Origin of the sequence: Vibrio sp. SCSIO 43136, from assembly GCF_023716565.1 — a bacterium.
GTDB lineage: Bacteria > Pseudomonadota > Gammaproteobacteria > Enterobacterales > Vibrionaceae > Vibrio.
In genome coordinates this window covers 778,007-799,284 of sequence record NZ_CP071849.1, presented here as the reverse complement: position 1 = coordinate 799,284, position 21,278 = coordinate 778,007, and the positions used below count along the sequence as shown (strand labels likewise).

22 protein-coding genes and 2 pseudogenes are annotated in these 21,278 nt (G+C 44.5%); 2 read left to right on the top strand and 22 right to left on the bottom strand.

The features are described from left to right. Window positions 1-156: 156 nt before the first annotated feature. Entirely contained in the window at window positions 157-1,725 is a 1,569-nt protein-coding gene (locus tag J4N39_RS18435) for a polysaccharide lyase family 7 protein (RefSeq protein ID WP_252026657.1), read from the bottom strand. A gap of 411 nt (window positions 1,726-2,136) precedes the next feature. Here J4N39_RS18435 and J4N39_RS18430 point away from each other — a divergent pair, with 411 nt between their 5' ends. Then, on the top strand, window positions 2,137-2,286 hold the full coding sequence (locus J4N39_RS18430; RefSeq protein ID WP_252026655.1) for a hypothetical protein: 150 nt from the start codon (window positions 2,137-2,139) through the stop codon (window positions 2,284-2,286). A 69-nt stretch (window positions 2,287-2,355) separates the two neighbouring features. Here J4N39_RS18430 and J4N39_RS18425 read toward each other — a convergent pair whose 3' ends face one another. From J4N39_RS18425 to J4N39_RS18410, 4 genes and pseudogenes are all read right to left on the bottom strand, one after another. Next, window positions 2,356-2,847, bottom strand: coding sequence for a hypothetical protein (locus J4N39_RS18425; protein WP_252026653.1), 492 nt, complete (start codon window positions 2,845-2,847; stop codon window positions 2,356-2,358). A gap of 42 nt (window positions 2,848-2,889) precedes the next feature. Further along, window positions 2,890-3,552 (bottom strand): isoprenoid biosynthesis glyoxalase ElbB, encoded by a 663-nt coding sequence (elbB, locus tag J4N39_RS18420; RefSeq protein WP_252026651.1) that lies wholly within the window; start codon window positions 3,550-3,552, stop codon window positions 2,890-2,892. Window positions 3,553-3,639: 87 nt separating this feature from the next. After that, on the bottom strand, window positions 3,640-4,446 hold the full coding sequence (locus J4N39_RS18415; RefSeq protein ID WP_252026649.1) for a helix-turn-helix transcriptional regulator: 807 nt from the start codon (window positions 4,444-4,446) through the stop codon (window positions 3,640-3,642). Between the two features lie 122 nt (window positions 4,447-4,568). Beyond that, window positions 4,569-4,735: pseudogene (locus J4N39_RS18410) on the bottom strand (transposase); the annotation flags it as partial. Between the two features lie 259 nt (window positions 4,736-4,994). Between J4N39_RS18410 and J4N39_RS18405 the strand changes: the two are divergent. Beyond that, window positions 4,995-5,945 (top strand): Abi family protein, encoded by a 951-nt coding sequence (locus J4N39_RS18405; protein WP_252026647.1) that lies wholly within the window; start codon window positions 4,995-4,997, stop codon window positions 5,943-5,945. Window positions 5,946-6,131: 186 nt separating this feature from the next. On the opposite strand, the pseudogene tdh reads toward J4N39_RS18405, so the two are convergent. The 17 genes and pseudogenes from tdh to J4N39_RS18320 form a co-directional block, all read right to left on the bottom strand. Continuing rightward, window positions 6,132-6,293, bottom strand: a pseudogene (gene tdh / locus J4N39_RS18400) (L-threonine 3-dehydrogenase); the annotation flags it as partial. A 125-nt stretch (window positions 6,294-6,418) separates the two neighbouring features. Then, window positions 6,419-6,808 carry a hypothetical protein gene (locus J4N39_RS18395; RefSeq protein ID WP_252026645.1) on the bottom strand — a complete coding sequence of 130 codons (390 nt, stop codon included), beginning with the start codon at window positions 6,806-6,808 and terminating at the stop codon, window positions 6,419-6,421. Window positions 6,809-7,214: 406 nt separating this feature from the next. Beyond that, the gene (locus J4N39_RS18390) at window positions 7,215-7,418 is read right to left on the bottom strand and encodes a hypothetical protein (RefSeq protein ID WP_252026643.1); all 204 of its coding nucleotides are present in this window, start codon (window positions 7,416-7,418) and stop codon (window positions 7,215-7,217) included. A 155-nt stretch (window positions 7,419-7,573) separates the two neighbouring features. Further along, window positions 7,574-11,215 carry a hypothetical protein gene (locus tag J4N39_RS18385; protein ID WP_252026641.1) on the bottom strand — a complete coding sequence of 1,214 codons (3,642 nt, stop codon included), beginning with the start codon at window positions 11,213-11,215 and terminating at the stop codon, window positions 7,574-7,576. A gap of 45 nt (window positions 11,216-11,260) precedes the next feature. Beyond that, window positions 11,261-12,136: a hypothetical protein gene (locus J4N39_RS18380; RefSeq protein ID WP_252026639.1), complete on the bottom strand. Its 876-nt coding sequence runs from the start codon at window positions 12,134-12,136 to the stop codon at window positions 11,261-11,263. After that, on the bottom strand, window positions 12,126-12,446 hold the full coding sequence (locus J4N39_RS18375; RefSeq protein WP_252026637.1) for a hypothetical protein: 321 nt from the start codon (window positions 12,444-12,446) through the stop codon (window positions 12,126-12,128). The genes J4N39_RS18380 and J4N39_RS18375 overlap by 11 nt, the downstream gene beginning before the upstream one ends. Before the next feature lie 11 nt (window positions 12,447-12,457). After that, complete coding sequence (locus J4N39_RS18370) at window positions 12,458-14,953, bottom strand: phage tail tip protein J-related protein (RefSeq protein WP_252026635.1); 2,496 nt, start codon at window positions 14,951-14,953, stop codon at window positions 12,458-12,460. Then, window positions 14,953-15,354 (bottom strand): DUF6950 family protein, encoded by a 402-nt coding sequence (locus J4N39_RS18365; protein WP_252026633.1) that lies wholly within the window; start codon window positions 15,352-15,354, stop codon window positions 14,953-14,955. Before J4N39_RS18365 ends, J4N39_RS18370 begins: the two co-directional genes overlap by 1 nt. A gap of 6 nt (window positions 15,355-15,360) precedes the next feature. Continuing rightward, window positions 15,361-15,933 carry a hypothetical protein gene (locus J4N39_RS18360; protein WP_252026631.1) on the bottom strand — a complete coding sequence of 191 codons (573 nt, stop codon included), beginning with the start codon at window positions 15,931-15,933 and terminating at the stop codon, window positions 15,361-15,363. Beyond that, window positions 15,926-16,519: a hypothetical protein gene (locus J4N39_RS18355; RefSeq protein ID WP_252026629.1), complete on the bottom strand. Its 594-nt coding sequence runs from the start codon at window positions 16,517-16,519 to the stop codon at window positions 15,926-15,928. Before J4N39_RS18355 ends, J4N39_RS18360 begins: the two co-directional genes overlap by 8 nt. A 2-nt stretch (window positions 16,520-16,521) precedes the next feature. Continuing rightward, window positions 16,522-18,675: a hypothetical protein gene (locus J4N39_RS18350; protein WP_252026627.1), complete on the bottom strand. Its 2,154-nt coding sequence runs from the start codon at window positions 18,673-18,675 to the stop codon at window positions 16,522-16,524. Window positions 18,676-18,898: 223 nt separating this feature from the next. After that, entirely contained in the window at window positions 18,899-19,255 is a 357-nt protein-coding gene (locus J4N39_RS18345) for a hypothetical protein (protein WP_252026625.1), read from the bottom strand. Window positions 19,256-19,273: 18 nt separating this feature from the next. Beyond that, entirely contained in the window at window positions 19,274-19,726 is a 453-nt protein-coding gene (locus tag J4N39_RS18340) for a hypothetical protein (protein WP_252026623.1), read from the bottom strand. A gap of 10 nt (window positions 19,727-19,736) precedes the next feature. Beyond that, complete coding sequence (locus tag J4N39_RS18335; protein WP_252026620.1) at window positions 19,737-20,123, bottom strand: hypothetical protein; 387 nt, start codon at window positions 20,121-20,123, stop codon at window positions 19,737-19,739. Further along, the gene (locus J4N39_RS18330; protein ID WP_252026618.1) at window positions 20,120-20,551 is read right to left on the bottom strand and encodes an HK97-gp10 family putative phage morphogenesis protein; all 432 of its coding nucleotides are present in this window, start codon (window positions 20,549-20,551) and stop codon (window positions 20,120-20,122) included. The genes J4N39_RS18335 and J4N39_RS18330 overlap by 4 nt, the downstream gene beginning before the upstream one ends. Continuing rightward, window positions 20,548-20,919 carry a phage head closure protein gene (locus J4N39_RS18325; RefSeq protein WP_252026616.1) on the bottom strand — a complete coding sequence of 124 codons (372 nt, stop codon included), beginning with the start codon at window positions 20,917-20,919 and terminating at the stop codon, window positions 20,548-20,550. Before J4N39_RS18325 ends, J4N39_RS18330 begins: the two co-directional genes overlap by 4 nt. A gap of 8 nt (window positions 20,920-20,927) precedes the next feature. Beyond that, window positions 20,928-21,278, bottom strand: coding sequence for a head-tail connector protein (locus tag J4N39_RS18320; protein WP_252026614.1), 351 nt, complete (start codon window positions 21,276-21,278; stop codon window positions 20,928-20,930).

The window sequence follows — 21,278 nt, the reverse complement described above, 5'->3', positions numbered from 1 at the left end:
AGTCATTGAAGGCTCAAATTATCCGTCGATATGTGACCCAGTTGCCAATCTGCACTACATAGAATGCTGCACTAAGGCACTGAATTAATAAAAAAGCCTGATCCGCGAGGGATCAGGCTTGGTCACTTAATTGGCTGGAATTATAAGTGACGAATATTATTCTTGGTACTTGCCAAACGTTTGAGTCAGTTTGTAGAAAGTCGCTTGAGAGTAATCGTCTGGTTCGCCATTCAAGTTCTGGTTATATAGACCAGCCTTGAAGTACATGTAACGGCCACCTTCGTCGTAACCACTATCACTCATGTCTACAACTTGAACGATGTCTTCCTTGCCTTCGCGAGTCAGTGTTACTGTCATAGTGTTGCCCTTCACATCAATGATGTAGCCGAACTTCTCACCTAATGCGATACCGTCTTCACCGATCTCTGCCGTCATATCACCCAATAGGTTGTAGAAGTCTTCATCACCCGTAGACGTTTTTTCGTGGGCAAAGTAAACACTACCTGTTGGTTGATCAGGAAGTTTGCGGTAGTAAAGGCGGATAGGCTCATCATCTTGGTCGTGGATCTGTCCGATAATGAAACGGCCTACTTCGTGAGATTCACCCGTCGTCGTTGCATGGTCAATCTTCAATTCCGCTGTTAGCGTACCGTCTACGCCGCCAGCCGCTTTTTGATCTTCAATTGGTGCAGAGCTAAATACCCAGTTGTTTGGATTTACACCCTTAGTGCTATGAGATTTTTCACCAGCACGAAGCATGGTACGCAACTCGGTACGAGCATATTTCGTGTTTTTAGACGTACGTGCACCTTTCACGTAGGATTTAAACACCATGCCGCCATCATCCGCAGTGTAGAAGATATCAGGATGTTGGAAGCCATTCGCTAGGTCCCATTCGTTAATATCGTCTGCACGACCATCACCGTTGTGATCAAATGGTGTTGTTAGTTTCCAACGAGTTAGGTCAAAATTCTGGCCCGGTGCGTTAGAAGCCACTGGCGTCTCAGGCAGTGTTGGGTAAGCCATTGGTTGTGAAAGATCACACGATACCGATGTTTTACAAGGAAGAACGACTGGAGCACCGAAATCACCCTTACGAAGTTTCTTCATTGCCTCTTTCTTAGCTTTGTTTTCTGCTTTGATCTTAGCAATTAGTTCCGCTTCCGCCGCAACCACTGCGTCTGTCACAATGTGGCTTGAAGGGCACGCATTAACATTACAGTTAACCGCCGCAAATTCAGTCACAGAGTTCCATTGGTTCTTGCTGTTACCCTTACCAACGTAACGTACGTAACGCGCTTGAACAGCAGGTTCAAATTGAAAACGCTCTAGACCGATGATGCGTCCTGAACTTTGCTGGTCAGCTAGCACAGTCGTCCAATTTTCACCATCAACGCTCACTTGAACGTCAAACATAGTGACACGCTCATTACCTTTACTAAAGGCAGCTTGAACCGCATCAAACTCTTGTACTGAACCGTAGTCCAATGTTGCGTACTCTCCCGCACCATTTGAAGACCAACGAGTCATGATGTCGCCGTCAAAAAGGCGATCTGCAGAGTTACCGTCGTGACTGCTTGCAGTGATTTCAACAGGTGTCGAGATAGGTGCACCCGTCTCTTTATTGTTGGCAAAAGTTTGCGCTTCAGGACCAGGAGTGCTGTTACAGCCTACCGCCAGTAGTACAGAGGATGCTAATAAACTTTTAATATAGATTTTTTTCATTTCACCGTTACCTAGAATTAGAAACTCTATGATTTTCCTTGTATGACAAACTCGTTTTCGATAGCCCAATAGTGCATGGTTATCAAAGGGTGAGCCCATCAAGTTATTTCTTAAGCTCGATGATACATATTTTAATAATACAAATAAGCCAAAGAAGGCTCGTTTGAGACCAAGCTCTTACCTTGATAGATTTCTCAGCAATTTTTTGTGGGCTAGTGCAAGTTTTTGTATGACAAATTGGCGGGTGATGTGTCCTAAATGGGACAAAATTAATGCCCATTGAGTGTGATTAACGTCTCATCTAACTTGAAAATTATTGGCTTGCGGCATGAATAGCCAGGTTTATAAGAAGGTGATAGTCTAATTCAAATGGGATTTTTAACACCGTCAAGCCAACTCATGGAGGAGTTAATGAAGCAACTATTAGTCATACTTTTGCTTGGGATTCCACTCTCAAGTTTCGGAGATACACAAGAGTACGGTGACCAATTGATAGTGGCGTACAAAGACGAAGTTGAAAGCTATCTGACAACTGACGAGCTAGAGGAGATAGGGCTTTAAACACGCTTTCTTTAGCTGATAGCAAAATGATCGCACATTCGTTTAGCTGTAAGCCTAGTTACGATGTCATCATGCGCTCGCTCTGATTAGATACTCGTCTGCAATAACATCACAACCTTGTACTGAGATGATGGGCTCGACATCGATGCCTAAAATAATATCAGTAGAGGTCGTCGGCTCTGCGCTCTGAACCACGCATGTAGCCTCATTTTTAGAGTGAGGTATGGAACCAATTAGCTCACTAGGAAAAACTGGCTGCCGTTTATCTCCACCCCCCCCACACACTTGATAGGCAGAAGCGTAACTATTCGTGGCGGTTATCGCGATCTTCGCTGCACACCGTCCTGCCAAAAATTCACGCTGTCGAACAATAGAGCTACGTTTAATAGCTAAAGGAAGTTCAATTGAAAGCTGGCGGAAAAGTGCTGTGTGGAAACGTTGTTTTTCATAGTAACATCGGGTGAGATAAGTGCCTGTCGGACCATGAAACCAAGTATCTTGACCCTCAATAAATTGTGAAGGTGAGTCTTGTGTGGAAAAAAGGGTAAAGTCATCAAACATAAAAAACCTCTTTACTAACGTGCAAAGAGGTCTGTTATTAAATCACTTTGCTAGATGTACAAACGCTTGCACCGTCTTCGTTATACCGCTAAAAACATCTTTTAATTGCGCAGAACCATCCATGTAGGCAGGTGTGGAGACCAAGAGGTGATTGATATCAACCACGCAATCTCGTGTCGCACACTCTTTATGAATGGCTCCTGTTTTCTCAAGTTCTGAAGCAGTACCAATATCATTACCAATGGTCAAACTCGGCTTCTTTTCCCCAAGAATCATGGCAACAATACTAGGTGCAATACATACCGCTGCGATTGGTTTATTATGGCTATTAAAGCTTTCTATCGTGCGGCCAACACTAGAAATCACTTCACCATCGGCGCCATCAAATGCAAAGTTAGATAAGTTTTTTGCCACTCCAAAACCGCCAGGAATAACAAGCCCGTCATATTCATCAACCACTAGGTTATCCAGTGCACTAATATCACCTCGAGCAATACGAGCTGCCTCTTGTAAAACATTTCTCGATACACCCTCAATTGGTGCTCCCTCTATGTGGTTAACCACGTGAAACTGCTCGATATCCGGTGCAAAGATGTCAAACTCAATTCCCTCAATATTTAATGCTAATAGCGTTAGTACTGATTCACGAATCTCAGCACCATCCAAAAAACCGCAACCAGATAGAACAACAGCTACTTTTTTCACGATAAGTCCTCTTTATCAATCGAAGTAGGTCTTACTATATCCACGATGCGATGAATCAAATACACACAAATCGAGCAATAATTATCTCTAATCCGCCATCTTGGTTTTTCTCAGTTCTCGAGGTGTCATGTTAAATAAGAGCTTAAATTGCTCTGAGAATCGAGATTGAGATTGAAAGCCACAAAGCTCCGCAATATCCCCGATGCTATTCGTCGTGGTTTGCAGTAAATGTAATCCTTGCCCCAAACGTGCACGATTTCTTAGCTCTGTTATCGATGTGCCTTCAGCCTTTAAACGACGTCTAAGCGTAGAGGAGCTCATGAAAAGCTTTTCAGAAAGCATCTCTACTGACCAGTTTTCTTGAAGCTTCGACATAATTAGGGAGTGAATCCTCTCACTTAACGTGGGAGCGTTAGCTAAACTGGCTAAGTTTTCATGCCCACTCTTGTAGATAATTTCAAGGATTTCTTTCTTACGGTTTTGAGTAAACTCTTGAGGAGCTAAACCAGAAAAATTCATAAACTGGTCTAACGAATACTGCATGAGCGGCGTAATTTCACCTTCGATATGTTGAATTTTTGAGCGACTCGAACCGGAAAAAGACTCAAAGTCGCTAAATTCAAACTCAATGAGCACCGCAAAATAATCATCTTGACTAGGAATGTTCCTCATGTCTATTTTTGGATTATTCGATAGAAATACAAAGCTTCCCGAAGAACTGGTTATCCCATCACCTTGCCCGAGTTTTTTCGTACCACTGAGGACAAAAATCAATAAAGGTTTTGCTATTGGTACGTTGGAAATTACTTGCTCCTTCTTGGCTGTGTATACCGAGAAAGGGAGATCATTTTTAGATTCGATAACGCAGTTAGCGGTTGCAATTAACTCTTTCAAAAAAGATCCTTTTTATTGAAAAACATGCACGTTAAAAAATCCTGACATCATATGGAACTGAATGCAATCAAGGAGCTTTCAACTTCAGAACGCACTTCCTATTTTTAAATCTAAAGAATACACTTTCTCCAGACTCTACGCTTACCATCAGTACCGTGCTTTTTAACCTTCCACTCTCCTTCTCCGTATACCTTGAGGCCAGTAGCATCAATAGCTAGGTGTTGTATAGAACCTTTCGAGGTGGTTTGAAAGAGACTTCAACATGCTTAGCTCTTCGGCTGATACTAGTGAGTGAGTTGATCAAGACACCTTTGAAACTTAAAGTTATCCATATCAATTGAGGGTTTAGGTGATGCTTACAAAACAAAATGTAAGTTGGCCATACAATTAAACTTGAACCTAAGGTTCATATGACTTAGTATCTGTTTTGAAGAGATAGCAGTTTTAACTCTATGAGACGCGCTGCTATAAAAAATAAGTGAAGAACCTGCTACGGCAGGTTTTTTGCTATCTGGACGTTAATAAATCTAACTATAACGAAATGCCCAATGCATGACTACCTTTCCACTCCACGCAAAGTAACCTTCGAGAATTTTTTCCAAACAACAGGAAAAGATGACTTTCAAGGGATTTACCGCTGGCATCAAGTTCTATCGTCATCATTCTTGGCAGTAATGAACGATTTTGAAATTGTGTTGAGAAATACAGTTCATTTTGCTCTTTCTGCTCACTATTGCCCAAACAATAGCGATAGCTTTGATTGGATGGGTATCAGTGTCATATCAGCACAAAACGCTCCAATGCACATCCCACACCAGCTCAATGGCAGACGAAGAAACAACCAAAATGGCTCCGTATCATATACTGGTTCACTAGGTAAACTGCAAGATGCTATTTATCAACTAAATCAGGCGGGTAAGGCTGTATCACCTGATGCTGTAGTTGCCAAACTTACATTTGCCTTTTGGCCAAATGCAATCAACCAGCTGAGACACCGTTCATTCAACCAAATTCGACAAAGTGTCTTGCAAAACATGTTCCCTCACGCACCATCTCACGACATCTCGTTTATCAACCAATTGAGAGATTTGCTAGATAAGGTTCGCCTATTACGAAACCGTCTAGGTCATCATGACTCACTCCTAAAATTTAGAGAGATTAGCCCAACAGGTACTGCCGGATTTATTCCCCAAAAACCTAGACACACTATCCATAGTCTGAAGATTATGATAGACAACATGGCCAACATACTAAACTGGATTGATTCCGGACTAGTTGCCAGACTGAAAGCGAGTGATCATTGGCATAGACTTGAAGCTCTTTTAACTCAGGAGGTGGTTGGATACTACCGTTACAACAATGGAAAAGCCTGCTGCTATGAACGAGCTGTTGCATACAAAAATAATGTTGAGCAAGCTAAAAAGTATCAAGCTCGAGTTAAGTACAGGCGTGCGAAGTACCCCAAAGAACATAAGCAGATAATGAAATACCACTTCTAGAAGTTTGTCTATTTTTCAATGCTTTAATCGAAGAAATACCCCAAGAATCTTGGGGCATTTTATTTTTGGCTTTGGGGCAAAATTGGGGCAAATTGAATCTGCATTTATGCCTAAATCTACTAGTTGACTGTTATTACATACAGTGCATCAGAGATTTATATTACTTGCCCATTTCAGCCACCAGCATCACTCCCAATCAAGTATCACTTTACCAGAAAGCCCGCTACGCATAGTGTCGAAGCCTTTTTGGAAGTCATCAACCTTGAAGTTATGGGTGATGATTGGGGACAGATCCAGACCCGATTGGATCAGTGATGCCATCTTGTACCAAGTCTCGAACATTTTGCGTACAAGTGATATTTACTCATTTAAATTCAATAGCCTATGTAAGATAGAAAAATCCATGGGACGGATTTGGGACATAGAAAGGTACCCAGCTATGTGTTGCCCATTCTCCGAACTTTTGCCGAGTTTTAAGCAAATATACACAACCCTTTCGTTGTAAAATCCTCATATCCAGTAGTAAGAACTGCTTGGTACCCTTGTTGTTTAAAATGATTTGTCAATCTTTGAGAATTGATTAGCCTCTGTTCGTGGCCATCTTGCACTTTGCAAGTTCGAAACTGTTCTATTAGCTGTGTCAATTCCTCCGCAGGAATATGGTAAACACAGTCCAATTCAATTAGCTTTTGCTGTACATCACCGTAGCCTTTGGCAAATTCATAATTGTCTGCCCAGTACTCTCCACAACCGTAATCCCCAGGGTCACTAGCAAACTGGTTTGACAACCTCTCGCTTTTCGCTTTCTTACCACGATACATTTGTAGCTTAAAGCGGCCACACTCTCCAACAGGTGGGTACATTTAAATTTTCCCTATAAGTTAATTGGCCTAAGCGCCAAGCTGACGCTTAGACACGTTTGCACATAAGGCTAGAAGCCCCAGTAGTAAGTTAGACCTACGTAACAGGCACCTACGCCAATTACTGCTATTGCGGCTGCTTTCAGCCAGTCTTTAGTCTCTTTTTTCATAACTTTATGCTACAGTGCTTGATGTGGGGGAGTTTCCTCCCCCGTGTCTTTAAAGGCTCTTTAGTATCATCTCAAGTAGTTCAGGGAATTTTAACAGGACTCCAATTTGAACTAACTTGAGTATGATACCTAAGAGTTTGTCCACTTTATCAAGCATCCGATTTCCTTAGGTTTCTGTTTCAGCACCATTGCCTCAACTTCTGGATACTATTATAGTGTCTCACGTACACTAACGCAAGCTATTTTAGTGTTTCTAGTACACTTTTTTGGATTTTATTTAGCGAAAGTAGTGTATTGATGTGATTCACTACTGGCTGCATCACTTCTTTTCGACCACTGTTATAGCTTTTGTGCGTGTCCATTGATATTCCTAGCTTCTCAATCCATCCTTGAACGTTATATCCAAGCTCTGCACGAGCTGCCTTGTAATCTTCATGTGTCATGTCACGCCTCTATTACCTAATCAAAGTAGTGTAAATAGTACACCATTGCTATCTGATAAGCTAACGCCCTTCTGCTTCATACTTACCACCTTGCCGCTATGCTATACCCCATACAAAGCAGCGTTAGACCATTTGGGCTCAACCTCACTAGTTAATTATGAGTTGTAGATAACTGGCTGGTAGTAGCTTTGAACTACATCCGGCACAGCAAGATCACTTGTGGAACTTGAGCCAGCTTTCGCAACTTGCTTAACCCACCCGCAAGGGATAGCGAGTTTATGCGTACCGTATAGACAAGTATCGCCGTTCAAGTTAGTGAACGTAGAAACATTATCTATGATACGTATAGTCGAGTCGTCACCCCAGTTACCAGACCCACCTCTAACAGAAACAAAGTTTAATGTCCCAGAGTCTTTGTGATACCAGTTGTCGCCTTGGCGCACCATATTTGCATTAAAGCCTGTAGTAGTTCCGTTCACACAAACCACATGCGCAACTAATACCGATCCATTCATAACATTGTATGTTTTTCCCTTCTCATACGTCTCACCTTTAGTGCCGTCTGCTTCTACTGCTGTAACACTTCCCCAAACCAACTCATTAAACGCAAACATCGGAATAAACTGTTGATTAGTCACGTTATCATAAAGCATCGCTTTTACTGCTGGACTATTGTTAAGAGGGGCTTTTAACGAAATCTGAGAATGCTTAGGTGCGTGGGCGTTATACAGCTTTCTATTAGTTGTATCCATACCGGTTTCAAGCAAACAAAACTCTTTTCGTTGATTTCCATCTTGACTATCTTTAGCTACTTTCCCAATAAGAGATTCAATTAATAAACAGCCTTGAGTCGGGAATAAATCAGCACTCGACCAAACATTACCTAGTCCTTTCGAACCGTTGTAAACAACTGCGTTCATCATAGGCTCTGTTTGTTTTGCGTATGCTGTGTAGTTAGCAATAATCACTCGATTAGCAGAAACCGAACCACCATCATTAGTGTTAGTATTTATAGCCCAGTCTTGAGTTTTCCAAGTTGCACCGTTATCGTCTGTGTAAACATTCTTTGAAATGTTTACTAATGACTTTCTACTAAATGGAGTTCGTGTCGCTGCATCTGGGATAACACGACACCAAGTGCCTTCCCAGCCAAATTTTAGCTCATCAATTTTCAGCAAGTTAGCAGGGTTGCCAATCACCATTTTAGCGCTGAATGCGCCACTAACTGAGCTGTCAATAGTTCGTTCAAGAATGATTAAATCGGTTGATAGTGCTCCGTGTTCTTCTGGCACTCCTAAGCCAGTTCTAACGTTCCAACCAACGCCGCTTGAGTACCCCGCTTGATAAACTGGTAATGTCTTATGTAAAGCGCTACCACGTACAATGTGAACTTTCCACGAAACATTTTTGCCTGTTCCAATATCACTCAAGAAGTGCGGTCTAGTTTCGCCGAATGATAAGTAAGAAGTTGCAGTTTTATTCGTTATTGCACTTGGGAAGCTACAAACTACTTGCTCTTTACCACGATATTTCGCAGACTTAATGCGCTCTCGAATTTCACCGATATACGGACTGATATCACTAGCTGATAAACGATAATCTACTACGTCGCCGTCAGCGTAAATTGCATCGTAAAACCTGCCGTCTGCATATGCTGACCAACCGACTGCGACACTGCCAGAACCAACTCGTTCCGTTTTGCTTCCGCCAGAGTTATAGCCGATAAAGCAATCTTTCGCGCTGGTAGGTTCTTTCCCTACTGCTGAACCACCGCTTTTTATATACCAATGAACCTGATGTGTAGGGCTACTTACCGATGCAAAACCAGCACAGCCATTCTTGTTAAACCGTTCGTGATATGCCCCTTGGTTCCGACGTTTTACGGTGGTCAATACAAGAAAGTGACATTTGCCTTTGTAAGCGATAGTCGAGCCATTATTCACAGTAAATAAACCAGTTTGCTTTTCCGTAACCGCTGCATTTTCATTGGACAGATAGTTTAATGAACTATAACCGCCAAGACTTGGCTTTTCATCACTCGAACCCTGCGCCCAAACTCTGCCATAGTTTGAGTGTCTAAGTATTTGTGTTTTTGAATCTGTACTCTCTACGCATTCCCAATCAAAGTTCCCAATACCAGCGTAAGTACAAATGCGCTTTCTTACGTGCGTAATACTCCCAGCTTCATTCAAATAAGTTAGTGCACCCTGGTACCTAAACACCTTAACCCGCTGCTCAAGCGTCAAGTCCGCTATCTTGACACAGCGCCCTTTCGCCGCCCGATGCCCGTCATACATCGCAAAGTATGAAACAGGGCGGCTAGACTCAACTGTAGGGATGCCGGTATCACCAAAAGTTAGTGCCGTATCGTGAATGTTGCCGTCAGCGAAACACTCCAGGTTATCAACTTCATGGAAACCTTCCACACCTAGCAAATCGTGACGGTCAACTACCACCTCACTAGCTGTTGGACGAATAGAAACACTATCCAGCTTGAATGTTGTCGTTGCTGCACCGCTTACAATGGAGCAATCACCCGTCTGGCCAACATCAGCTACAGTGATTTTGTTGTAGCCTTTCGTCAGTGCTATCGAGCGTGTTCCTGACGCCAGTTGGTACTTGAAGTTAACACCTCCACCAGCAGAGATTTCGTTAACCACAATCTCGATGGTATTTGATTTGCCGACATCGAGCTTAGTGCTCGGAATGATGCCGTCGCCCAGTGTTGTCGTTGCAACTGTGGCCACACCATTAGCAACCGTGAAAGTTGGCGTACCTTGAAGCGTCCAGTGAAGCGTTCCAAGTCGGTAGTCACCGTTCTTAAGCGCTGGTCCCTCGAAATTTCTACAAACAGCCTCATTGACAGTTTGCGCCTTGTCCCCGTACTTCGGATCGACTTCTTTGAAGTAATCTATCGATACGCCGGTATCTTTATTAAACGAGCGAGTGCCTTGCTCTGCTTCTGGAAACTCAGCAACAGAGGTATTGAACGCAGTGCTTTGGTTAAAGACAAACTTCCTTTCGAACCCTGCCATATACAACACTGGGTAATCTGTTTTCGACTCTCCTGCTGAGCCTAGACCCCATTTACCCAGGAATAGTTTATTCGCCGCTAAAGGATCATTTGGTCGAGTCCACATACCCTCGTTAATAACGTGCTGGTTGGAGGACTCAGCGCCATGCTTACCCATGTGCACTTGGCCGGATGCTGCGTATTGTTCCTCAATGGCTTTCGAGATCGCATTACCCTGCGCTTCCGTCATCATATACAAATGACGATCATCCAGCGCCTTATCTACAGCCTCTTCAACCTTATCTAAGCCGGTGATCTTCTTCGCTTCATTCTTAAAGCCTTCAGCCTCATTCCGATACTTAAATGCAAGCTGTTCTGACGCCTTCGCTTTATCCTTATAATCTGATGCCTCCGCAGCGCTTTGGCCAGCGGCCACTTTATGTAAGCGTGCCTCTTCGGTTAAACGCTTGATCAGCTCAATCTCTGGCGGAGTTAACGGCGTGGTGTATTTAAGTAGCTGTGAAATAGTGATTGGGGATGGCGTATCTTTGTTGACGACCACTTTGCCCAACACAATCCAAGCCGCACCATAACGAGCCTCTAGCAAGTGAACAGCCCAGTTTAGTGGAAAGTCATAGTTGCCGTTTGTGTCAGTTTTCTGGATAGAGAAAGCGCCAGTTAGTGTCGGGCCGTATCCTTGGGTGGTTGTTATTCTTAACTGGGTGTTTGGTGAAGCACTGTTAGTAGGATCTTCCAACGGGCCAGTAACTTGGATTTTAGACATAATAAATCCCTGCTCTTAAATAGAAAAAGCCCCGCAAGAGCGAGGCTAGAAATAATCATCGACAGACCAAACCCGAACGATTGGCGTTGTCTTGTCTGGGTGGATATCGAAAGGCGTGTTGAACCGTCTCGACATTAGGCTTGGCCAACCTATGGGTCGTGCGCCATATCGGGTGCCATCTTCGCTAAATGCCATATAGTGGTTACCGTTCATAAATGAGCTCGAGCTGCGGATAACCCCGCTTCTAGCAATCTGTTCCCCAGAAACCATCTTTGCTCCAGCGGTTAACCCTGTTTCGAATCCCTGCAATTGACGATAGTCATTGATGTTGTAGGAAGGAAGAGGAAGCATATATCTTGGATTAGATGGCATGTAGTGACTATTAAAGTTCACGGTTTGGCCATCGCTTCCGTAAAGCTGTAAACCGTATTCTGGTTGAACTTGCTGCTCGGGAAGCCTCCCAATCAACATTGCGTACACCGTGCCGCTCATGTGGGCTGAACTATTCCACGAGTTCTCACTAGATGACCCCACCATCAAATATTTAATTGTTAAGCTCGTCTCATCTTCCGTCCATTGAGATGCGGGCCAACCATCGGGTCGGATTTGGGACGTTGTAGTATCACCGTACCACCCAACTGGGTGCCCTTTAGAATCTCCGACAACCAGGTAGGCATCGATAAAAGGTGATGCTGCTCGCCACGAGTTCTTCAGTCGGGTACCTGGTACCAACTTCTCTAATTTCATGACGACTGGAGCGTGATACAGGTAACCCGAATAACAGTTTTTGAAGTTACTTTGATAGACTGGCGCCATAGAGTAATCCATCTTTCCAATAGCAAGCACAATCTCATTCTTACTATCAGAGTCGATGAAGTTACCGAGACCCTTACTCGTTGCTATTCCATATTTAGAAGTCACTGATAAACTCCGCATAAAACCTGAAACCAAACTCAGTTTGAGAGGAAGTAGATGTAGTCGATACGGTCAAAGTTACTTCGCCTAAAGCACTCTGGGCGTAGGAATAACTAAACCGATTAGGTGAGCCACCAGCTATATAAAAGCCAATAAGCTCTGCGTGTATTTTTGCCAGACCTGCGTATTGAGGGTACTTAATGGTCCAAGTACCACCTGACTTATACAAACGTTCTTCAATGTAGACACGGGGCTGGATGTCATCGAGACGAAACACCTTCCCCGTGCCGGTTTCAAACTCAAATCCATAACTCATTTAAAAACACCTTATGGGGTAAGTTTGCCCATCTTCACTCGTACATTTCCTAAGCTGTCATAAACAGTGACTGCTTCATTGGTTAGTTTCATCCCTTTTCTGATCCCCTTGTTGTCCTCAACATTGATGTTCCCATCAAATTCAGTAATCGTGGTTAACGCCCATTGGGTACCATCCCAACGATATGGTTTGTTGCCCTCGTTTGTCTTAAACCATAAATCACCAATATTGAGGTTTTCGGTTGGTGCGGTGTCTTGGCGGTAGGTCTTAGTAACCTTCACTTTAGAGTTATCGATCGCAGGGTCGACCGTTGCTCCATCCAGAAGCGTCAAAGTCTTCGCGTACATATCTCCTCGAGCAACTATGTCGTTAAACTCAGCTTTACCGTCATTTTGTGGATGATTTGGATCAGGCCCAAATAACTTGTAGCCAAACTTCCCTTCTTCATAGTTACTCGAGACAATTTCAATTGCTTCTAGCCGCTCAACAACGGTCGTAACAAGATCCTGAATTTTGGTCGTGCCGGTGCGCACATACAAAAACGTCGACTTGCCATAGATGTTTACGCCACGCACCCAGTAATGCTGCCATCTATCGGGTATCAAACCACTATGATTGAAATCAGAACCCGTGTGGATTTGCGTAGCAAGATTGATATGGCTTGCATCATAAGTTGGTTGATCTTTGATGTAGCTTTTTGGGTCAGCAAGGTAAAAGAAATCAAAAAGCGTCCCAGTAGGAACCGCAGTGTCATAAGATGGAACAAGATGAATAGACCAGTTAGAGGTAGTAAGCCCAACACGGTCGGGCACTCTTGGGTTATCCACCACAAAATTCATCGCAGTATAAAGGCTTTTCCTCCCAGTCAGTGCCACCGTTCTCACGCTCGCTTTGTAGTTGGCCACAGGCAAGCCATTTAACGAAAAGCTGTTGCCGGTACTATCGCCGACTTTCACCAACTCCAAACCACCGCCATCGATGTACTTTTCAATCTTGATTTCATTGTTCAAGAATTTCGGGCTTTGGGTTTGCCAGGCTAGCGTTCCCTGGACAACATCGCCTAGAGATTCCGCTAGGAACTGGAGACCAGTTGGTGCGGCAACTCCACCAAGTGGGATATCGATGATAGGTGGCGGAACAAACTCTTGGCCAACTGCATCATCGTATATATTTCGGTCTTCTTGAACTAAGGTGATCTGCACGCCTTCTTGAATATGGCGACCTACATCGACCACACGATATTCACCAACTAAACCACGACTTGGGATATCAAGTTTAACCACACGGCCAAGGCGACAATAAAACCCTTTTAGGTTCATGGTGAGCTGCACCGTTGCACCGGCTAAAGCTCGTTTTAGTTGGATGTTGGCCAAACGCTGGGAAAGGTACGGGCTAATAGAGAAACGAAGCTTCAAGTCAGTTCGGATAACGTCACCATCACGCACGATAGCTGCATCATTTTTCACTTCTGGGAAGTCGGTTTCTACATAGTTCTGCTTTGGATCGATAAAGCTGCCACCCACTGTATTGATAGCATTAGAACGCTCAGGTTCTGGCTTGATTTGAACATCACCGATGATGTCTGATTCAGAAATGGTGAAAGTAGCAGGGCCATAATAAGCCGCTGGCAAGATACCAACCTTACCACCTATGCGCACCAGCTGGCCGCCGCAGGTTTGCAGTAAATCGTTAAGCACTTCTCCACGCTTCTCACTTAATAAGTAAGACCCATTGATGGTGTAGCGCTTCTCTTTGGTGCCATCTGCGTTCGTAACTAACTCATCACAAAGGTTAGCTGCTTCAGTAATACCGCCCCAACCTGTCCAGATAACACGGTCATGGGTGATACCCCAATCCTTTTCTAACACCCATAAAATAACAAGGGCAGCGTTGTTAGTGTAACCTCGCTGCCCTGTTCTTGGGTCGTAGATGTCTTTGGCTCCCTTAAATCGGAACCTCGGGGTGGGAATGCCGCTGGGGTAAAGATCCGAATCAAACAGCATCGAGACTGCAGACCAGGTAGTGCCCTTGCCGATCATGTCTGCTTTCCAACTCTTTGAGTTGGCCAACAAATAAGAGTCCGTTACTGTTGGGTCGATATGGTGCGCTACTCGAGCTTTGGTGCCAAATTTGGCTAACTCTCGCTCATTGAAAAAAGTCTTGGTGACTTCATAGATAGGATGGCCAGCAAGGCCATAGGCATTGTGAAGCCATTCTTTGATTGTGCCGTCTTTGTTTTTTTCATTACTTGATTGCTCTTCACAGTGAAGCCAAACGGCACCAACCTCACCTTCCCCGACTAACACCTGCTTACTAGCATTACCTGATCGAACGGTTTGACGGCGTTCCGCCTGAGAGGGTCTAGGGTGTTCCGTCATTGCAGCAGATGCGGCTAACCCAGTCATTCCGCCAACCCACATAGCACCAAGAATGCCAACTCCGCCAACTGTTACTGCGACAACTCCAGCGGCAATACCTGCACCAACTGCAATTATATCTTTCGACATTACTCGACACTCCAAGCTACATAGGGAACCCTATCTCTTACAGCACCCACACCAGACTCCCCAACAGTCCAAATCTGAGAAGCCCAAATCACACCAACTGTTTTACCTAAAGCACCTTCAAACAAAACAAGGTCTCCACGCTTGGCAAAATTCGGCTCTACTCGATCAAAGCAAGCATCAAAGGCTGCCTCAATACTGCCATGCTCTTTGTGCAATACACGCTTTGCGCCTATTTCCGTGGTGTATCGATCTCGGTAGTTTGCAGCCGGATCAATGCCAGTAATCGCCATAGCGCAATCACTAGCAAATAAGCAGCAGTCGTTCTCACCCCAAGCAAATGGGCGTAACTGTGCACTCGCCAGCACATCTGCCAGCAAGTGTTGCCAATTGTCTTTTCTCATAGGGATTTACTGATCTTTAAAAGGAGGTGCGTTGAATTTGCTACCCCAGCCGATTTCACGGCCGGGCATTTGTGCGACGTTCCTGCAGATGCGGTCATCCTTCTGCAGTGCTTGGTGAGAGTTATCGCTCCAGTTATAACCCACAGGTCGGTCGAACTGCTCGAAGTCATCAGCTAGAGTTAATTGAACTGTATTATTATCCCCAACAACTATAGCTGAATCAGCAATCATCCCAACTAGATTAGGTTCTGCGTAAAGTAAACGCCCATCAGGATGAAATACCAGTACATATAGCGTTGCTGCTCGACCACGAATAAGCATGCCCTGTTGGAGTTGTACCCCCACAGATTCAACCTGGCTTATTTCAACTGAAACACGTCCGGGGTTTGAGTCACCCACTTCGGTGATCGTTCCGACTTTACCAAGCTCACCAACGCCCAAGTAAGTAAACCCATCAATGACTATCTCACCAATGCCAGTATGAGATCGGCTAAACCCATCAGGAAGATCGAGCTCTAACGCATAGCCGGGCAGAGAGCCATCTTTTGATATTGCTTCAAGGAAAGAATCACTAAACATAAAACGCCTCCACCACTTCTATCTTGGTATTTGAGAAGATACCTGGGCGCATGGCCAACTTACCTTGGTTGTCATCCTTAAGCTTGAACATACCGCACGGGTAATCTGTTGTTACCTTGTCACCTAAAGCTGGAGACTTTCTTAGCCAAGGCTCAAACTTGAGGATGGCCACACCCGCTTCGCTTGACCAGATATCCTCCATCGCACACTTAAGCTCATTGTTAACGCTAAAGTAATGCCCTCGAGCTAAAACCAATTGGTTTGGTACCCAGCCCGCAGTTTGCAACAAACCACCTTTCTGATTTGCTTGTGCCACCACTGGCTCTCCGAATTCCGGCCTGCCCGGTCGTGACATATCCCAAAGCAAGAATCGACCATTCGCCCCCTGCAAAGACCAAAGGAAAGACTTCAAGTTATCCGCTTGCTCTTCAACAAGGTTGCGAAACGTAAGCGTTCCCTGCCAATGAGCACCAGGGAAACCATGAGTGCGTTCTGAGTTGTTGAAGGGGCTTTTAAAAGACTTTGTATTGAATTGAAGATGCCAATCTAAAGAGCTTGGCTGTAATGATTCTGGCCACTTTTCCATGGTTATCTTCTTTGTTTGATTAGGGCACCAATGCCACGGTTTCTATCGATATCCTCACGAACTCGGTTATAGCCAGCTGCCGCTGCATCGCTGACTAACGTTTTTAACGCTTCATCACCGTTCCCAGGGGAAATATAGAAATTCTGTTCGATAGGTTGGGCAGCTGCACCACCAGCGCCGCTAGAAATTAGATCGTAGATTGCATCCATTTTTCGGGTGCTGGTTTGGTTGAGGACTCGCTCGCCTTTGTCTAAGAGCCAAGTTCCTTCGGTTGGGATGGTGTCTATGCCATCGTGGGCCATGCCTGAGATAGCCTGACCGGAGACAATACCAACCGAAGAGTAACCCATTAGCCTAACGCTATTGGCTAGCCAAGGCGCTGTAGGGAATGCAGCTAGAGTTTTGGTGTAGGCTTCTTCGGTAGCCACTGTCATTGATGGAATTGCAGCAAGTTTTTGTGCAACGAAAAGAGCTTTATAAAGATCATTACTCTTCTTGCCTGCATTCTCCATTACCCCCATCGTTAACTGCATTTGCTGCTGGGTAAAAGATAGAGCGTCCATAGCGACTTGCTGTTGAAAAGCCTTTCGCTTTGTAGCTTCGTCGCTTTCTATCTTAGTAATATTTGCTTGATGCAGTTTCCATAAATTTTCTCTTGAATCGAAATAGCTCGCTTCAAGTTCATTTTGGAGCTGTTGGTTGTTTGAAGCCGCTTCATAAGCCTCTTGAAATTGAACAGATAGACGAGCCATCCTGTCTTGATGGGCAAAAGATTCTTGCGCATATGCGGACTGATCACCAGCTGCGATTATGGCTAATCTACGTTGGTACTCAGTAGCAATTTTATCTGTGGCTTCTGTGAAGCTAGAAACAGTTTTGTTTTGAAGTCCAGAATCACCCCCTCCTGTATTGCTATTGATAGCAGCCGCATAATCAGTAGCAAGTTGGTCAAATTTAGACTTCACATTTTTGTACCACTCATCAACACCACTGCTTGGAAGTGGTTCTTTAGCTAATGCTGAAAGCTCATAGATAGATGCTCGAAGCTTATCCTGCGCACCATCCAAGTCTTTATCACTGAAAATCTTAGGCGGAGCAAAATTGCCCATTCTTCCTAAGGTATCAGCAACGCTTTTCAACGTGTCATCATATTTGCCACCAATCTCAGCGAGCTTTCTAAAAGGCTCAATAACACCTCGAACCATAAATGAAGCGACTTCATGCAGCCCTGTCGCTATAGACTGAATCGCATGCATAAACGGAACAGTAAATGAACGAACCGCTATTTCTAAGGTTTTAAACGCCACCTCTACAATACGTATGGCATTGCCTAGATAACCAAAACCCTTCACCATCATGCCAATAAAATTGCCAATACCTTCATTGAACCCAGCAAATCGAATACTGTAATTAGTCAGACGATCACCCAAATCAGAAACAATCGGTGCCATTTGAGTAGCAAAGTTCTGGTAAACCCCTTTAATGGTGGAATTGAACTTGTACAGGGAGTCATTGGCCATCTCGATCTTAGCGGCTTCAATTCGAGATAACGTCAGGCCAAGCCTATCAGCCTCATCCGACATTTCACTGAGTGCTTGAGACCCTCCCGCAAGCATGTTCACCATGCCAACACCTTCAGAGTCGAAGAGTTTGAAGGCCAAACGAACACGATCCGATTGCTGCTCTACATCAGAAAAAGCATCAGCGAGTTCATGAAGCTGCTGATCTGGAGTCATCGTTCCCAAACGCTGCGCATCGAGACCAAGCTCTTTAATTGCATTAGAAGCAGTCCCACTCCCTTCTGCTGCTTCAGCTATTCGCCTCGTCATCCGTTGCAAAGCTGTATCTAGCTTGTTCGCTCCAACACCCGTTAGTTCTGCTGCATGGCGAAACTGGGTTAACGCCTCCGTCGTAATACCAAGGCGATCTGCAAACTTAGCGGTTTGATCAATTAGGTCAGCTTGTTTCTTATAAACCAAAGTCATCGCCGCTGCAGCTGCAGCCATAGATGCCGCAACTTTAGTTTTAACACTTTTGAAAGCAGCTGATACTTTGTCAGACCATGTTTTCGCTCTCTTCTGGGAGCGCTCCAGCTCACTAACAAACTGAGCGGAGTTGGCATACAGAGCCACAGAGAGTTTTGCAATATCTGCCATTAGTCCAAGATCCTATCAAGTATGTTAACTGCCTCATCAACAGTTTTAGGTTTGAGAAGCCTGCGTCGATTAGGTGTTTTTGAAGAAGGGGATGATTTAAGTTCGAAGTAAGCTCGCCAGAGTGCGATTAGTTCAGAGTCGCTTTGGCTGTAGATTTTGCGAGGGTCTAAAACCCCGAGCACTTCACCTAGTGAGAAACAGAAGCGAAGTGCGGGGTCTTCGGTCAGTCTTTTTTTGCGTCTTGCTCTCCTGTTTGGCCAACGTAATTTAGCTCAATGACTTTATCCACTGCATCGGAGATCTCGCTAGGTGAATATGCGCTTACAAGCTTGTCTACTGTTGCTCCAGAATTTGATGAAAGAGGCTTACCGTCATCGCCAACGAGTGAATCCAATACTAGCTGTGCCGACAGCTCTTCTAGTTTTAGGTGGTCACTTTTCTTTGTTGCCGTGTCAATTTGCTTCTGGTGATGGCGCAGTTCTTTAGCCGATAGCCGACGAACTGGGTACTCACCTCGAAGTATATTGAGCTTTTCCGGTTCAGGCTGTGGCGGGCTAAAAATGGCTTCAAATATACTCATTTCTATTTACTCCTATGTTTAAACTGGCGGGGGGATTTTTCCGCGTTTGATGTCATTTTGCTTTCCGTAAACAACAATGCCCATTGGGGTGTTGCTGTCTGGTTCAGTATGCTCCCAACCACCTAGCACGATGATCATTTCTGCATAACGCTTGTTTGGATATTCAATGCGTACCTTTTTAGTTTCTCCAGCTTCAGCAGCATCAAGAAACTCCTGCATATCCTTATCATCAACATCGTCATGAAAACCAAATTGCTTATCTGGAGAAGGTGCCAAACCAGCCATTGATTTTTCCTGTTTGTCTAACAGTCTGGTGCATCCAGTGAAGTTAGTTTGTTTGCCTGTTGCACCTATGGCTATCGCATCTTTTAGTTGTTTCATAGCTGCAGCTTCTGCATCTACAGCCCCAAATAAAAACTTCGTACCGCCAGGCAACATGCAATAGGTACTTGGTTCTGGTATGTCAGTCATGATCTCTCCTTTAATGCTTCAAATTAAAATCACGGGTAAATTGGTAGGCATGTGGTTCTGGCTCTTCGGAGATCTTGCGATCATTTCCTCCAGTTAGAGATGCAAATTGAATACGGTATGCCTGTGGCGTATCCGCATTTAATTCGCCATAAAAGCCATCAAGAAATGAAGCTATTCCATCAGCAATTGCTTTGCCTTCGTCTGCGCTGGAGTGGTAAACCATGAACGAATAGACATCGTCTTTTATTCCAGTTTTAACCAGATTGGCTTTAACACTCCCGGGGGATAAACACTGGAATACAACTGACTTATCTACGTTCTTAGGTCGTGATAACCAGAAAGCGTCAATGGCGAATTTGTTTTCGATCCAAAAAACCAATGCCTCTTCGATAGTCACTTCTTCATCCCCTTGATAGCTTTCTCTATTTCTTCAGAAAGTCGCTTTTTAAATACCTGTATAGCTTCATCCTTATGACCGTAAATGGCAGGCCTCATAAACGGCTTTGGTGGTTGCTTACTGGTCCCATACTCTTGCCAGAGCGCTTTGTGGCTTTGGCTCTTAGAAGGGCCAACACGAATAGTGATTGCATTAATCTTTCGTGCTTTTTTATCTTGCTTTCGGGTGGATATTTTTATGTCATCACGTAGGTGAGGCTCAGATGTATTGGTTTCATCGTATCCAGCGTTAGCTTTCATCTCCTCAAGAACAGGCTTCATTGCTTCGCGTCCAGCTCGTCTTAAGGCAGTAACTCCAGCCTTGTCACCAATTAGAACCAATTTAGCTTCAAGCTCTTTTAACCCTGTGACTTCTACTCCTGTAATCACGTTACCTCCGGCGGCGGCTTATCCGTCGTCAAACAAGCATCAAACAGCAATTCGGCACGTTTGATGTCTGTATCATCCACAGCAACCACTCGAAGCCACTTACCTCGCCATTGAATCCAATCTCCACTAGAAAGATCTTCACGATAACGAATGCGCCATTGAATGGTTTGAGTGGGTTGCTCTCGGTTGAAATTGGTATCAACTGCAACTTTTACTGATAGGTTTGTACCCTGAGAATTTGCAGATAACTTCTCAGCCCAAACACTGGCTATCTCTTTGATTGAGTCGCTAAGTGCACCGTTAGGGCTTTTGGTTTGAGTGGTTTGGTACAGGACAATACGCTGATTGCGTTTACCTGCTTTGCGCATATCACCTCCTATTTAGTGTCAGGTGGATATTCGGGATAGAGCACAACGTGATGGCCAATGAGCATATCTACGCCAAGTGGGATTTTTCGTAGAGCTTCATCAGTGGTTGCTTCACGGTTAGCGTAGAAGTGACCAACAAGTAGCAACATGGCCAGTTTCACATCGGTGTTTTCATCAAGAGCTAGCCACCAAACACATCCAGGTGGAACGTCATTAGCCGTTAGGAAGAATTGACGGTTGGTGCGGTTCTGCAGGGCGTGTTCAGCGGCGATGCCGAAAACAGTGAGTTGCTCATCCTCTAGGGTGTCTTGCTCTTCAAGTTGGAGCTGACGTTTTATTTCATCTAGGGTGAGCAGCAT

Bases quoted from the DNA above. Each gene is read 5' to 3' on its own strand.
- J4N39_RS18435 (WP_252026657.1), bottom strand. From the start codon at position 1,725: ATGAAAAAAATCTATATTAAAAGTTTATTAGCATCCTCTGTACTACTG.
- J4N39_RS18430 (WP_252026655.1), top strand. From the start codon at position 2,137: ATGAAGCAACTATTAGTCATACTTTTGCTTGGGATTCCACTCTCAAGT.
- J4N39_RS18425 (WP_252026653.1), bottom strand. From the start codon at position 2,847: ATGTTTGATGACTTTACCCTTTTTTCCACACAAGACTCACCTTCACAA.
- J4N39_RS18405 (WP_252026647.1), top strand. From the start codon at position 4,995: ATGCATGACTACCTTTCCACTCCACGCAAAGTAACCTTCGAGAATTTT.
- J4N39_RS18395 (WP_252026645.1), bottom strand. From the start codon at position 6,808: ATGTACCCACCTGTTGGAGAGTGTGGCCGCTTTAAGCTACAAATGTAT.
- J4N39_RS18390 (WP_252026643.1), bottom strand. From the start codon at position 7,418: ATGACACATGAAGATTACAAGGCAGCTCGTGCAGAGCTTGGATATAAC.
- J4N39_RS18385 (WP_252026641.1), bottom strand. From the start codon at position 11,215: ATGTCTAAAATCCAAGTTACTGGCCCGTTGGAAGATCCTACTAACAGT.
- J4N39_RS18375 (WP_252026637.1), bottom strand. From the start codon at position 12,446: ATGAGTTATGGATTTGAGTTTGAAACCGGCACGGGGAAGGTGTTTCGT.
- J4N39_RS18370 (WP_252026635.1), bottom strand. From the start codon at position 14,953: ATGTCGAAAGATATAATTGCAGTTGGTGCAGGTATTGCCGCTGGAGTT.
- J4N39_RS18365 (WP_252026633.1), bottom strand. From the start codon at position 15,354: ATGAGAAAAGACAATTGGCAACACTTGCTGGCAGATGTGCTGGCGAGT.
- J4N39_RS18360 (WP_252026631.1), bottom strand. From the start codon at position 15,933: ATGTTTAGTGATTCTTTCCTTGAAGCAATATCAAAAGATGGCTCTCTG.
- J4N39_RS18355 (WP_252026629.1), bottom strand. From the start codon at position 16,519: ATGGAAAAGTGGCCAGAATCATTACAGCCAAGCTCTTTAGATTGGCAT.
- J4N39_RS18350 (WP_252026627.1), bottom strand. From the start codon at position 18,675: ATGGCAGATATTGCAAAACTCTCTGTGGCTCTGTATGCCAACTCCGCT.
- J4N39_RS18345 (WP_252026625.1), bottom strand. From the start codon at position 19,255: ATGAGTATATTTGAAGCCATTTTTAGCCCGCCACAGCCTGAACCGGAA.
- J4N39_RS18340 (WP_252026623.1), bottom strand. From the start codon at position 19,726: ATGACTGACATACCAGAACCAAGTACCTATTGCATGTTGCCTGGCGGT.
- J4N39_RS18325 (WP_252026616.1), bottom strand. From the start codon at position 20,919: ATGCGCAAAGCAGGTAAACGCAATCAGCGTATTGTCCTGTACCAAACC.
- J4N39_RS18320 (WP_252026614.1), bottom strand. From the start codon at position 21,278: ATGCTGCTCACCCTAGATGAAATAAAACGTCAGCTCCAACTTGAAGAG.